The organism is Sinorhizobium sp. M4_45 (assembly GCF_002885915.1).
GTDB classification, from domain to species: domain Bacteria; phylum Pseudomonadota; class Alphaproteobacteria; order Rhizobiales; family Rhizobiaceae; genus Sinorhizobium; species Sinorhizobium meliloti_A.
The window spans coordinates 379,276-392,057 of the sequence record NZ_NWVE01000004.1 but is presented as its reverse complement, the minus strand read 5'-3'; the positions used below and the strand labels follow the sequence as shown (position 1 = coordinate 392,057).

12 protein-coding genes and 1 tRNA gene are annotated in these 12,782 nt (G+C 62.4%); 2 read left to right on the top strand and 11 right to left on the bottom strand.

From position 1 onward, the window contains the following. Positions 1–37: 37 nt before the first annotated feature. The 6 genes from CN933_RS14950 to CN933_RS14925 all read right to left on the bottom strand — a co-directional run bounded on the left by CN933_RS14950 (position 38) and on the right by CN933_RS14925 (position 6,590). Positions 38–2,719: a DUF11 domain-containing protein gene (locus tag CN933_RS14950; protein ID WP_026168520.1), complete on the bottom strand. Its 2,682-nt coding sequence runs from the start codon at positions 2,717–2,719 to the stop codon at positions 38–40. Positions 2,720–3,399: 680 nt separating this feature from the next. Next, entirely contained in the window at positions 3,400–4,545 is a 1,146-nt protein-coding gene (locus CN933_RS14945) for an alpha-hydroxy acid oxidase (RefSeq protein ID WP_026168519.1), read from the bottom strand. Positions 4,546–4,636: 91 nt separating this feature from the next. Continuing rightward, the gene (locus CN933_RS14940; RefSeq protein ID WP_018094057.1) at positions 4,637–5,254 is read right to left on the bottom strand and encodes a hypothetical protein; all 618 of its coding nucleotides are present in this window, start codon (positions 5,252–5,254) and stop codon (positions 4,637–4,639) included. Further along, a complete protein-coding gene (locus CN933_RS14935) occupies positions 5,251–5,667 on the bottom strand; it encodes a type II toxin-antitoxin system VapC family toxin (protein WP_018094056.1) in 417 nt (138 codons plus the stop codon). The genes CN933_RS14940 and CN933_RS14935 overlap by 4 nt, the downstream gene beginning before the upstream one ends. Continuing rightward, complete coding sequence (locus CN933_RS14930) at positions 5,664–5,927, bottom strand: antitoxin (protein ID WP_018094055.1); 264 nt, start codon at positions 5,925–5,927, stop codon at positions 5,664–5,666. Before CN933_RS14930 ends, CN933_RS14935 begins: the two co-directional genes overlap by 4 nt. Before the next feature lie 174 nt (positions 5,928–6,101). Continuing rightward, positions 6,102–6,590 carry a RidA family protein gene (locus CN933_RS14925; RefSeq protein WP_018094054.1) on the bottom strand — a complete coding sequence of 163 codons (489 nt, stop codon included), beginning with the start codon at positions 6,588–6,590 and terminating at the stop codon, positions 6,102–6,104. A 196-nt stretch (positions 6,591–6,786) separates the two neighbouring features. On the opposite strand from CN933_RS14925, the gene CN933_RS14920 reads away from it, so the two are divergent. Continuing rightward, entirely contained in the window at positions 6,787–7,485 is a 699-nt protein-coding gene (locus tag CN933_RS14920) for a TetR/AcrR family transcriptional regulator (RefSeq protein ID WP_018094053.1), read from the top strand. Positions 7,486–7,578: 93 nt separating this feature from the next. Next, positions 7,579–8,124: a GNAT family N-acetyltransferase gene (locus CN933_RS14915; RefSeq protein WP_018094052.1), complete on the top strand. Its 546-nt coding sequence runs from the start codon at positions 7,579–7,581 to the stop codon at positions 8,122–8,124. Positions 8,125–8,217: 93 nt separating this feature from the next. Here the strand turns inward: CN933_RS14915 and CN933_RS14910 are convergent, their stop codons facing one another. The 5 genes from CN933_RS14910 to CN933_RS14890 all read right to left on the bottom strand — a co-directional run bounded on the left by CN933_RS14910 (position 8,218) and on the right by CN933_RS14890 (position 12,589). Next, positions 8,218–8,586, bottom strand: a complete 369-nt coding sequence (locus CN933_RS14910) for a VOC family protein (protein WP_018094051.1) — start codon at positions 8,584–8,586, stop codon at positions 8,218–8,220. A gap of 59 nt (positions 8,587–8,645) precedes the next feature. Continuing rightward, positions 8,646–8,722, bottom strand: a tRNA-Arg gene (locus CN933_RS14905). A gap of 119 nt (positions 8,723–8,841) precedes the next feature. Continuing rightward, positions 8,842–10,323 carry an ATP-binding protein gene (locus CN933_RS14900; RefSeq protein ID WP_018094050.1) on the bottom strand — a complete coding sequence of 494 codons (1,482 nt, stop codon included), beginning with the start codon at positions 10,321–10,323 and terminating at the stop codon, positions 8,842–8,844. 21 nt (positions 10,324–10,344) lie between these two features. Further along, positions 10,345–11,766: a dihydrolipoyl dehydrogenase family protein gene (locus tag CN933_RS14895; RefSeq protein WP_018094049.1), complete on the bottom strand. Its 1,422-nt coding sequence runs from the start codon at positions 11,764–11,766 to the stop codon at positions 10,345–10,347. Positions 11,767–11,788: 22 nt separating this feature from the next. Then, positions 11,789–12,589, bottom strand: coding sequence for a TVP38/TMEM64 family protein (locus CN933_RS14890; protein ID WP_018094048.1), 801 nt, complete (start codon positions 12,587–12,589; stop codon positions 11,789–11,791). Positions 12,590–12,782: the final 193 nt, after the last annotated feature.

Below are 12,782 nucleotides of genomic sequence, written 5' to 3'. Positions count from 1 at the left end.
GACGGGACGGGACCCGCCCGCTCGATCTTCGGCGAAGCTATTGATCGATCCGGACTCGGAACGTGAGCGTCGCTTCCTGGCCGGGGCTTAATGTGCCGTGCTTCGATTGAATGGCGCCGGTCGCGCCGTCGCCCGGCTGCTGCGATATGGACGCCTCGGAACCGCCTGCGGCCGCCGCCGACGAGCCGACATAGGTGGTGTATGCGGGAACCGCGTCGTCGATCCTCAATCCATCGGCGTTTGCGGTCCCCACATTGACTGCCGTGACCCGGTAGACGATGCATTCGCCGGGAGAGGCAGCCTGCGGGTGTGGGCTGAAGTCGACGTCGGCCTCGCCGTTGCATTCGGCATCGAGCGCCTGAACCTTGGCGACGGCGACATTGCCGGACACAACGGTGACGGTTTCAGTGACCGCGTTGTTGCCCGTGTTCTGATCGGTTACCGATGCGCCGCCAGGCCCGGTAAGATTGGTTCCGACGACGATCTTCGCGCTCTCGGAAAGTCCGCTCGCCCCGGTGGAAGGCACCTGGACCCGCGAGAACAGAAGCGCGGTATCTCCCGGAGTGAGACTCCCCTCACCGACGATATCGGCCAGGCTGTTTACGAGCTTATCGCTCGAATCCCATACTCCGTTGCCGTTGATGTCGTGCCAAAGGGACTCGGCGAAACTCGGAAATGCCGGATCATAGCCGATCGCGCCGTTTTTGATTGACACGTTACCGCGGTTCTCCAGCACGTGGGTGATCACCACCACGCCGCCCGGCGCCGCCTGTGCGATCTGGTCGGTGCTGATCGCGAGATCGACCCGCTGCCTGACCGTGACCCGGTCCAGTTTCGTATCGACAACCGAAGGGCTGCTCGTCGAAGCGGCACGGAAGTAGATATTCGTTTCGCCGAGTGAACTGGGCGGAGCAGACGCCGGAGGCGTGACCCGCGCCGTGAACGTCGCCGAGGCGCCGGGACCGATCACACCGGTATTGGTCACCGTTTCGCTGCCGTTTGTGAACACGACCTGCCACCCGGCGGGCATAGCGCCGGGTGCGAAGTTCGTTTCGCTGAAGGACAGGTTGAAGCTGTCGGGTACCGAACGCTTGTTGACCACGACGAGGGTGAATTCTGCAGCCTCCCCCGGGTCTGTTTCGACGGTCGTCCAGGGCTCGCCCCCATTGTCAACGGCGGCTCCGATTGCCTTATCGCCGCCGTTCTGCAGATCGACGGTGCCGCCGCCGACGGCGGACTTGATCTGCAGCCTTGTCCGGTTCGACACGGCCGGGTTGGCGATCGCGGTGGCCGTCACCGTGGCCTCCCATGCCTCCGCGTCCGCCGACCGGGCGGAGCCGGAAGGAAGGTTTGCGCGCACGGAGACTTTCGACACAGTGTTCGCAGCCACCTGTATGTCCGGCTGGCCGTCACCGTTCGTATCCAGGATCGGCGCACCGTCCGCGACGAAAGTGAAGGTCGTCCCGGAGGGATAATTGCCCGGCGCGGCGGAAAGGTTGAAACGCTGCGCCGTATTCGAATGGTTCGTGATGATCACTTCGAAGGGCACCGGTGTGCTCGAGGGCAGATAGCCCGTCACATAGGCGACGGTGTCGTTTGCCTCCCCGTCCCCGTCGTTTTCGGATATCACGCTGCCGCCGAGATTGTTGTCCGGGAGGTCGCTTGTCGAGCGGCCGGCATAGGCCGGGTCGGTTGCCGAACGATCGGCCAGCGTGACGGCGATTGCGTCGCCGTTGTCGACCGTAATCCGCGCCTCGTTCGAGCTTTGCTGACCGGTTTGTTTCGAAACGATCGTACCGGTGTTCGCAATCGTGCCGGCCGCACCGTCCGCGACGCTCGCTTCGAATTCGATGTAGCTCGTTTTGCCGACCGGGAGGGCGGAGATAACCGCCTTGAGGCCCAGGGCCTCGTCAAAGGAATAGGATATCGTGTGGCCCTGGCCGTTCGTGTGGTCTGTCGCTCCACCCGCATCGTTCATCGTGCCGCCGTCCGACCATTTGCCCGTTCCCGCCACGTAGACGAGCTCGTCAGGCAGGACGTCCGAGATTTCCACGTCGGTGGCATCGGCTCCGCCGGTATTGGAGTAGTTGAAACGAACGCGTACCCTGTCGCCGGGTGTGAGAGAGCCTGAGCCGTCCGTATCGGCGGCGAGGCTCATGTTCTTGGTGAACTGCAGAACGGCGCCGTCCACGACATTTACGGTGTCCGTATCGGAGTCGTTCGGCTGGTTCGGCGTGCCGGAAACGAAATTGCCAGCCGTTTCGAGCGTGCTGGCGGCGGTGATCTTGAGCGTGGGACTGCCGGTCGCCCCCGCCGCGACATTGACCTCGATGACCACGCAGGCGCTTTCGCCCGGGTTAAGCGACCCCGTCCGGGTGATCGCCGTCAGCGTGTTCGGGACGCCGTCACAGTCGTCGTCGGCATAGATGCCGGCCACGGAAAGACCGGACCCGAGATCGGAGGTCGTCAGATCGTATCTGTCGGCGGCATTACCGACGTTGGTGACGGTATGCGGGAAGAACGCATTGCCGCCGGCAATGACGTCCTTGCTCGTATCGTTCTCGATCTGGACTCCGGCGATCGTTTTGATCGTCGTCTCGACACGGTTCGAGGTGACCGAGAAGGTCTGTCCGGCCGACTGATAAGTCGCAACCGCCTGATTGCCGATGACCGTACCGGCCGCAGGCGGCGCGGCGGATGCCGACGGCGCCATCGCCAGCAGACCTGCGGCCGCAACCAAAAGATGCGTCGATAATATCCTGCCCCACCGGTTCGCGCGCCGGTCGCCCATTTCCAAGATTCTAGAATTTGCTCGCATGCAGTCGCCTTCCCCTGACCGATTTCGAACGGGAATGGCGGGAATCGCCGCTTATATGCAAATAACCAGAACATTTTATGGGGTTTGATTGCGGGATAGTTCGTCACCGTCGCCAGAACTCGGCGCCTTTGCCGGCTCCGCCGAAGCGCAAATCAGTGAACCTTCATTCAACCTAAGGAAGAACAGGCGCGCAGTCACGAGCCGTCTTCGTGCGCCGGTACAACCTTGGAATCGTTCTAGAAAATGACGGAGTAACCGCTTCCTCCTGAAGGTTTCGTGATCCGCAAGACATCGAGCGGCGTTCCACGGGCCTGGGTCATAGGCGGACATATGGAGCGTGCCCGGCGTTGCCGCCGGAACGCCGGTTTCCGCTCGTGAGGCCGTCGGTCCTGCCTGGCAGTGGCGCTCAGAGGGCGATTGCCGTCATGGATATGGCGATGCGGGACGCGCTTCCCGCGGGAGTGAGCATCCCCAAAAGCCGCTTGCCCTCGAAGGTGTGAGATGATTCGGAAAATTTTTACGAGGCAGGCTTCAGTCCGCCTGCGTCACCCGCATGCGCCGCGGCAATGCAAGGTTCATTCTCACCGGAAACGCAGGTTTTCCTTTGTAAGCTCGTCGACCGACGAGCAGCCCATCAGCTTCATGCCGCGTTCGATCTCGATGCGCATCAGTTCCAGCGCCCGTTCGACGCCGGCCTGTCCTGCCGCAGCGAGCGGGAAGAGATAGTAGCGGCCAAGCCCGACCGCCTTCGCTCCCAGCGAGAGCGCCTTGAGCACATGGGTGCCGCGCTGCACGCCGCCGTCCATCATCACATCTATCCTGTCTCCAACGGCCTGAACGATCTCGTCAAGCTGGTCGAATGCGGTGCGTGAACCGTCAAGCTGGCGCCCGCCGTGATTGGAGAGCACGATTCCGGTGCAGCCGATCTCGACAGCGCGCTTGGCATCCTCGACCGAAATCACGCCTTTCAGACAAAACTGGCCGCCCCAGTGCTGCACCATCTCGGCGACGTCGTCCCAGGACATCGACGGATCGAGCATCTCGGTGAAGTAGCGGCTTATCGACATCGCGCCGCGGCCCATATCGACATGGTTTTCCAGCTGCGGCAGCCTGAAAGGCTCATGGCGAACGTAATTGACCGCCCAGGAGGGCTTGATCGCAAATTGCGTGATGCCGGCGAGATTGAGCTTGAAAGGAATGGCAAACCCGGTGCGCTTGTCGCGCTCGCGATTGCCCCCGGTGATGCTGTCCACCGTCAGCATCATCACTTCGATGCCGGCCTGCTTGGCGCGCCCCATCATCTCGCGGTTCAACCCACGATCCTTGTGGAAGTAGAACTGGTAGACCTGCGGGCCGTCGCAGATCCGCCGGGCCTCTTCCAGACTGACGGTGCCGAGCGAGGAGACGCCGAACATCGTGCCGAACTTCGCCGCCGCTGCCGCCACCGCACGTTCGCCCTGATGGTGGAACAGACGCTGAAGCGCGGTCGGCGAGCAATAGACGGGCATCGCCAGCCTTTGGCCCATCACCGTCACCGACATGTCGATATCGCCGACGCCGCGCAGGACATTCGGAACCAGATCGCAGCCCTCGAACGCAGTCGTATTGCGCCGGTAGGTGACCTCGTCATCGGCCGCGCCATCGATGTAGTTGAAGATCGGCGACGGCAGGCGCTGCTTTGCCATCCGACGGAAATCGTGGAAATTATAACAATCTTTCAGACGCATCTGCCCCTCGGACCCGAACGGCGGAATCAATAGCACTTTTTCGATAGAGCGGAATGAGGAAATCAAACGAGCCCCGGCGGGAATCCGGCGCTCAGTCCGTCGTCGAGCCGGCAATGATGGTGAGGCGCCGCATGGATGGTATGTGGACACTGAAGAGGAAGACGCCCCACCATTCGGCGCCGTCATCGAAATAGTCCGAAACCTCCGGCAGCCGCATGTCGGACCAGTCGAGAATTTCGCTCGCGCGGTGCGGCGGCAATATGAAGTCCCTGATCTCCTCGAACACCGCCTGCACCTCGCCGGGCCTGGCGTCGAGCGGATAGGGCGGACTGGAGAAAGCGTAGGCGAACTGCCCGCCGGTTTCGGGGCAGGCGCTTGCACCCGAGATGATCTTCACACCGTCAAGCGAGCTCAAGACCGGATCCGTCAGCTGCGATCCGTCGGCGGTCTTATAACGGCCGAGCCTCAGCAGGTTGCCGCTGTCCGGGTCGTACCAGTCGCCGAAGAATGCCTTTTCGGTGATGCGCCGGCTTCCCAGAGCGCGCAGCTTCCCGGCATCGAACCTATGGAAGTGGCGCAACGCCTGCGGAACTGCCGAAAGCACCTCCTCCTCCGTACCGCCTGCGTTCTCGAAGACCGCGAAATCGAGCACGCCCAGCATCTTATCGAAGCGTTCAAAGGCAGGCGGCAGCTTCTCGATCCGGTTCATTTCAGTTTTTGGTCCGTCCAGTCGTCCGTCTTCAGGGACTCCGCAACCCGGGTAAAAGCTCTGTCGCGGGTCACAAGGACCGCTTCGAAGGCGATCGCATGGGCAGCAATCATCATGTCGAGGGGCGCGAGAGCCGCGCCCTTGGCTTCACAGGCAGCGCGCAGGTCGCCATAGCTTCGGGCGGCAGCGCGATCCCAGGGCAACACGTCTACACGAAGAAGGAATTGCCTGACCCGTTCAGATAGCGTCCTGGGATCGCCTCGCTTGGCGAGACCGTAGAGCAACTCCCCCTCGGTGACGGATGATACGACAATGTCCGAGATGGGAAGCGAAACCAACCGATCGAGGATCTCGGGGCGGTCACCCTTGATGACATGACTGGCAATGTTGGTATCGAGCATCCACAGGCTCATTCCTTCCAGCCCTCGAACGGATCTCTATCCTGCGAAGGCTGCTTGCGGTCGGCCGGCCCCAGGAAGTCGTCCCCGACCTGATCCTTGCCATAGAGTTCAAAAAGACCGTCCCATGAATCCGGCTTGCGTGACAGAATGACATCACCGGTCTTCGGATCACGACGAACGAACACCTCACTGCCCTCGAAGCGGAACTCTGCAGGGAGCCTGACGGCCTGGCTGCGGCCGCTGGCAAATATCTTGGCTGTTTTGGTTGCCATGGTAACCTCCGCTTTCGATATCTATCATGATATATACCAGCAGAAGATGCCTATCAAGCGGAGGACATCGATGGGGACTTTCGAGACGCTGCCGATCCGTGCAGGCCGGCGGCGTTCGCCATTTCTACCCATGGCACCCGCCCCCGTTGGTATGCGCCTGATATCTCGTCGCGACTATTTCAGAACGACAACGGCTTCGACTTCGAAGAGCATGGGGTCGATTGCAAGCTTGGGAACGGGAACCAAAGTCTGCGCCGGCAGCGCGGCGCCGAACATTTTCTTGACGTTGCTGGTCAGCACCTCAAGCTTGGACATGTCGTGATCGACGACGAAGACCGTGAGCTTGGCGACCTGATCCGGCTTGGCACCGAGCGCATCGAGGGCCGTGCGCAGATTTGCATAGGCCTGCTCGACCTGGACAGCGAAGTCCGGCGACAAGGCTCCGCTGCTGTCCTGGCCGCCCTGCCCGGAGATATAGGCCAACCGGCCCTCGCTGGGCACGATCACTGCCGTGCTGTAGCCGTTCGGCGTCGGGTCGTAGAGGTTTTGCGGATTGACGATGGTCAGCTTGAGGTCATTCTCATTCGCTGTCGTGGCAGTGGGGACGCCCGTGGTCATGATGATCAGCCCTCCGATAAGCAGATGCGTGATTGCGCGTGACATGTTTTTTCTCTCGGGTCCGGGGCTGCGCGCAATGGGCCTCGCCGCCTTCGGGATTTGAACTTTTGCTGCCGCATGATCTGATGACTCGTACGGTGTACCATTCACTCGCATCGTACATAGTACGAGTCAACCGTTCAGGATCGACTTTCGTCGCCTTGTCGGCTTAAATCGGCATTCTGATCAGCAAGGAAGACGGATGACGGCCAAACGCAGCGGCGCCCGGAGCAAACGGCCTCAGCGGACAGGCGTATCGCCACCGCCCGCGCAGGAGGCGCGCAGTGAACCCTCTCTCTCCCGGCAGCGTATCGTGGCGACCGCGGTAGAACTGCTGGACGCTCAGGGAATAGACGGATTGACGATGCGTCGGCTGGCCGATCGCCTCGGCTCGGGCGTGATGAGCCTGTACTGGCACGTCGACAACAAGGAGGATGTCTTCGATCTGGCACTGGACTCAGTGCTCGAATACCGGAGACCGCCACAAACGGTCGGGTCTCAGGACTGGCGCGGAGAAGTCGTTCACATGCTCGAGGACTGGCGCGCCAGCATGCTGCGCCATCCCTGGTCGGCATCTCTGCTGCCGCGCCGGGCGCTCGGCCCGAACATCCTCAGCCGCCTGGAACTGCTGGGCAGAACCTTGTCCGGAGCCGGTGTAGCCGACGCAGATCTGAACGTCGCGATATGGTCGCTCTGGAACTATGTGATGGGCGCCACCGTCACCCGGGCGAGCTTCGACGTCTCGGACGATGACAGGGCCGCGGCACAGCAGCGCCTTACATGCCTCAACGAACACTACGCGACGATCGGACGCTCCCGTCTGCTGCTGGACAATGATTGGGACGGCGCCTTCCGGAAGGGCCTCGACTTCCTGCTAGACGGCCTCGCGCCGAGACAATGAGCGTTCGGGTTTGCTGAGGCCGTTGCGGCATGATCATGTGAATGGATGCCGCTCAGCCAACGCAGAGCCGTTCGACATTTCGAGGATTTGCAGATGACAACGAACCTTCCCGAACTGCGAAGTGCCCGTCTCATCCTCCGCAGTCCTACCCGCGAAGACGTAGACGTGCGCCTCGCGCTCGGACGCCACAAGGAAATCATCGAGGCATATGGTGGCGCCTTCGATCCTGACGCGCCCTTTACGAGGCGGCACGCGGAAGCCGCCATGCGCCACATCGAGGAGCAGGAATATGCGTGGGTAATCGATGCTGGTCGCTTCATCGGTCATGTCCGCTTTCACAGCATGGACAGGCGCGACAAGCGCGCCGCCCTCGCGATCGGCATCGATGACCCTGCCTATCTCGGCCGAGGATACGGCACAGAAGCGATCATGCTCGCTCTGGCTTATGCATTCTCGACCGGCCTCCACCGCATCTCCCTGAGGGTGCTGGCAAGCAATACCCGCGCGATCGCCTGCTATCGCAAGTGCGGGTTCCTTGAGGAAGGGCGTGAGCGGGAGTCGGCCTTCATCAACGGCCGATGGGAAGACGACATAATCATGGGGGTGCTGGACAGAGAGTTCCGCGGGCGGCCTGAGTGACCGTTTCGGGTGGAAATTCGCGTCGACGCCGTTGGACGTGAACGGGCAAGATGCGGACGGTAACGGCCATTTGGATTTCGGCCGTTACGATCGTCACATCGGCTCTCCGATCTCGATTATGTGCCCATCCGGGTCGAAGAACCTGAACACGCGTTGCCCCCAAAATTGTCGCCTGACCTCGTGAATGAGTTCGACATGCTCAGCGATACGCTTGAACGCCGCGTCGAGATCTTCGTCCTCAAAATAGAGAACGAGATTCCGCCGCCCATAGGGAGCATCTTCGTCCCGGCACTCTCCAAAAACTGTTTGGTGCAATGAGGTGCCTTCGTGAATGGCAAACCCATCGTCGAAACGGACAAAGTCGCCATGATCTTCCAGTATCCGAAGCTGTAACACTTCAGAGTAGAACCTTTTCGCACGGCCGATATCAGCCACAAAAGGCAGAGGATTCACGAATTTCATGGCACTTTCCCCACAGACCTATTCGGAGAGTGAAGAGGGCGGAGATAATGTGGAAAGAATGGCGCACCCGAAGAGATTCGAACTCCTGACCCCCAGATTCGTAGTCTGGTGCTCTATCCAGCTGAGCTACGGGTGCGTGCCTGGAAGCGGTGACCACCGCTTGCGTGGCGATCCTCTAAAGCGTCCTTTCGGCGATTGCAAGCGCCTTCGGGAAAAAATTTCATTTTTACGACGATGCAGGGAAGGAACGGAATCTCAGGAACGTCCCTTGGCGCGGAAGGCATCGAGCCGCACCGGGCGGTCCGGCAGTTCTATGCGAAACAGCGTGCCGGGAGTGGGCTTTTCGACGAGCGCGATCGTTCCGCCATGGGCGAGCACCAGTTCGCGGGCGATTGCCAGACCCAGGCCCGTTCCGCCGGAGCGCGCCGAGCCGCGGAAGGCGGCGAAGAGATTTTCGCGTGCCTTGGCAGGCATGCCGGGGCCCGTGTCGTCGATCGAAATGGTCACTACGCTGCCGGTACGCAACGCCGAAACCGAGATCCGCCGCTCGGAGCCATCCTCCGGCTTGTAATTGGCCAGCGCCTCGACCGCGTTGCGACAGATATTGTGGACGATGCGGAACAGCTGCTCGCTGTCCGCGTCGACCTCGATGTCGTCGCGGATCTGTATCTCGAACTCGATACCGTCCTGGCGATCGACGGCGAGCAGTTCGGCTACGTCCTCGACCAGCGGCCGCAGCGCCAGGAAACGGCGATGCGGCTCGGCCTCCGTCGTGCGGCCGTAGGAGAGCACTTCGCGCGTATAGCCGACAGCGCGGTCGATGGTCCGGAGCAATGTCGGCGCGAAGCGCTTGACCACGGGATCGTCGACATCGGCCAGGCGATCGGAAATGAGTTGCGCGGAGGACAGGATGTTGCGCATGTCGTGGTTGATCTTGGAAACGGCAAGGCCGAGCTCCGCAAGGCTCTTCTGCTGCTTCAGGGTTCTCTGCAATTCGCGCTGCATGCTCGCCAGGTGCTGACCGGCGACCGCCAGTTCGTCCTTGCCCTTCGGCGGGACCAGCACGCGCTCGGGACTCGACGGCTCGTCCGAAAACTCCTGCATGCTCTTGGTCAGCCGCCTGATCGGGAGAATCAGCATGCGATTGATGGCCAGGAAGATCAGCGCCGCGGTGATCAGCGAGATGACGATCGACAGGAGGAAGACGTTGCGTGAATAGACGAGCATGGCCGTGCGCAGCTTGGCGTCCTTCATCACCAGCTCGATCGTCGCATCGCCTTCGCCCAGCGGGCCATAGACGCGCACCACCCGGTTGCCGCCGAAGATGAGCGTGTCGAAGGCGTCCCGGATCGCGCCGAGAGCCGTGAAGTTGGCTATGTCGTATTCGCCGTCGATCGCGGGGGGCATGTCGACGCTGGCGATCATCCGGGAGGCGTCCTTGCGGCGGATGACGATGGCCTTCGTCCCGGTCGCCATCAGGGTTTCGCGCTGCACGGCGCGGGGCAGCTCGACATTCTGAAGCCCGTCGACCACGACGGCGGCCGCCGCCACGGTGTTCAGGCGGTCCTGAAGCCAGCGTATGCGCATATTGGCGACGGAAGGCACGAAGATCAGTACCTCGGCCAGCATCACGAAGGCGACCGTAAGCAGCAGCAATTTGCCGGAAAGCCCGCCAAGAAAGCCGACCGCCCCTCGAGGTGCCGCACTCGCATTGGCCGGACGTGCGTCTTCTACCATAAGCCCAAAAGATTCCCTGGATCAGCCGAAATTCCGCAGAAACCGGATCGCGGTCCGCAGAAGGCGATTTCGCGCCATGGGGGAATAATAGGAGATAGCCGCCTGTTTTCCAATCTCCGAGAGAGTCGGATAGGGTGCGACATAAGTCTGGAAATGTCTGAGGGTCAGGCGGTTGGCGACGGCGAAGGCCCAGAGACCGATCATCTCCCCCGCTCCAGGGCCTGCAATGCCGGCGCCGAGTATTCGCCCGCGCCTGCCGACGACGATCTTTATCAGCCCTCGATCCAATCCGTCGGTGCGGGCGCGATCATTCGCGGAAAAGTCCAGGCGAACGGTTCTGCCCCCCGGGGCGGTCTCCCGCGCGCGCTCCTCCGTCAGCCCCACCTGCGCCAGTTCGGGCGCGGTGAAGATCACCTGCGGAACGATGGCCGCCCTCTCGCGTCCCGGCAGGCGGAAAAGGATCTGCTGCAGCACCAGCCGGGCGTGATAGCTCGCCTGATGCGTGAAGAGGCCGCCCGCCGCATCGCCGACCGCATAGACCCGGCGGTTGCTCGTCCGCAGGTCCGCCCCGACCTCTATGTGCTTCGGGCCGTGGCGGATGCCGGCCGCATCGAGATCGAGCGGTCCGTGATTGGGGGCACGACCGGCAGCCACCAGCAGGTCGCTCCCTTCGATCTCGAAAGGGCCGCTCTCGTTTTCGCAGAAAAGCCGGACGCCCGTCTCCGTTTGCTCTGCCGAGCGGATCTCCGTGCGCTCGTGCAGGAGCATGCCTTCCGCACGCAGCCCGTCGAGCACGATCGCCGCCAGCTCGGGATCCTGGCCGGATAGAGCCGCGGCCCTGTCCACGACCGTGACATCGGCGCCCAACCGGCGGTGAGCCGCGGCCATCTCCAGGCCGACCGCGCCCGCGCCGATGACGACGAGATGTCGCGGCAGGCGGTTCAGGCCGAAGAGCGTTTCGTTGGTGAGAAACGGCGTCTCCGCAAGTCCAGGAATCGGGGGAATGGCGGGGGAGGAGCCGGCGGCGATCACAAAGCGGCGGGCGCGGATCAGATGGTCGCCGGCAGCGACCGTGCGGTCGTCTATGAAGCGGGCCGTTTCCTTGATCACCTCGACGCCGAGGCTGGTGAAGCGCTCTACGGAATCATGCGGCGCGATGCCTTCGATGACGGACTGTATGCGCGCCGTCAGCCGCTCGTGATCGACGACCGGTCCCGCCGCGGCAATGCCGAATTCCGCAGCCTTGCGGATCGCTTCCGCATGCTTGGCTGCTGCGATCAGGGCCTTTGACGGCACGCAGCCGTAATTGAGGCAATCCCCGCCCATCCGGCCGTGCTCGACCAGAACGACGGGCACGCCGAAAGCGGCCGCCCCGGCGGCCACGGAGAGCCCGGCGGCACCGCCGCCTATCACACATATATCGGGTGTCAGTATCCTGCCCACGCTTGCCTGCCCCTCGATTGCGTCACGCCTGCTTGCGGCGCGACTGTATTAGCCTGAACGCCAGAGGCAACGCCGCAATGAACGCAAGAGCGACCAGCGCCAGCGAAACGTCGGTAGTGACGAAATCGGAAAGGGCGAGCTCGCGGCCGCTCTCGGATGCCAAGGCGATCACGTCGCCGAGGCCGCAGCCGAGCCAACTATAGGCCAGAGTTCCCGGCACGATGCCGACCAGCGTTGCCATCGCATAGGTGCGAAGCTTCACCTCGAAAAAGGCGGGCGCGATATTAATCACGAAGAACGGGAAGACCGGCGCCAGCCGCAGGACGAGCAGATAGAGGAAGGCATTGGCCTGGAACCCCTCGGCAAAGCGCTCCAGGAATCCGCCGGCGCGGCGCCTGAGAAGGTCGCTGAAGGCGCCGCGGGCGGCGACGAAAAGAAGGCAGGCTCCAAGGGTTGCGGCGAGAACCGCCACGGCTGCGCCGGCAAGCCACCCGAACAGGAAGCCGGCCGAAACCGTCAGCACCGATGCCGCCGGAATGGAGAAGACCACGGCCGCGACATAGATAGCGAAGAAGATGAGACCGGACCGGAGCGGATGAGCGCCGACATGGGCGGCGAGCGTCTCATGCTGGTCGGCGAGCGCAGACAGCGAGACATAGTCCTGCAGACCGTAGACATAACCGAGGGCACCGCCGGCAAGGAGAAGCGTGATCGGTACGAAGCGCCAAGGAGAGCGGCGACGAACGGGCTCCAGCTCTCCCCTGCTCGATGCGTGTTCGAGAGCCGGACCTTCTTTTGCCCCGTTGCCGATACTATGGGTCATGCGATTTGCCTTCGGTGCGATTCTGCCCTCGAGTTAGAAGGATTTCACCCCCGAAACCAATAACGAATGGTCGCGCCGGCAAACGACGCCGTGACCGAGCCGCAGCGGCAAGTCACGCCCGCGTGAAAGCGCCTGCAGCTTCTCACAGTGCGGCCCGCACGGCGAATTTCCGCTCGCGGCGATCGCCGATCGC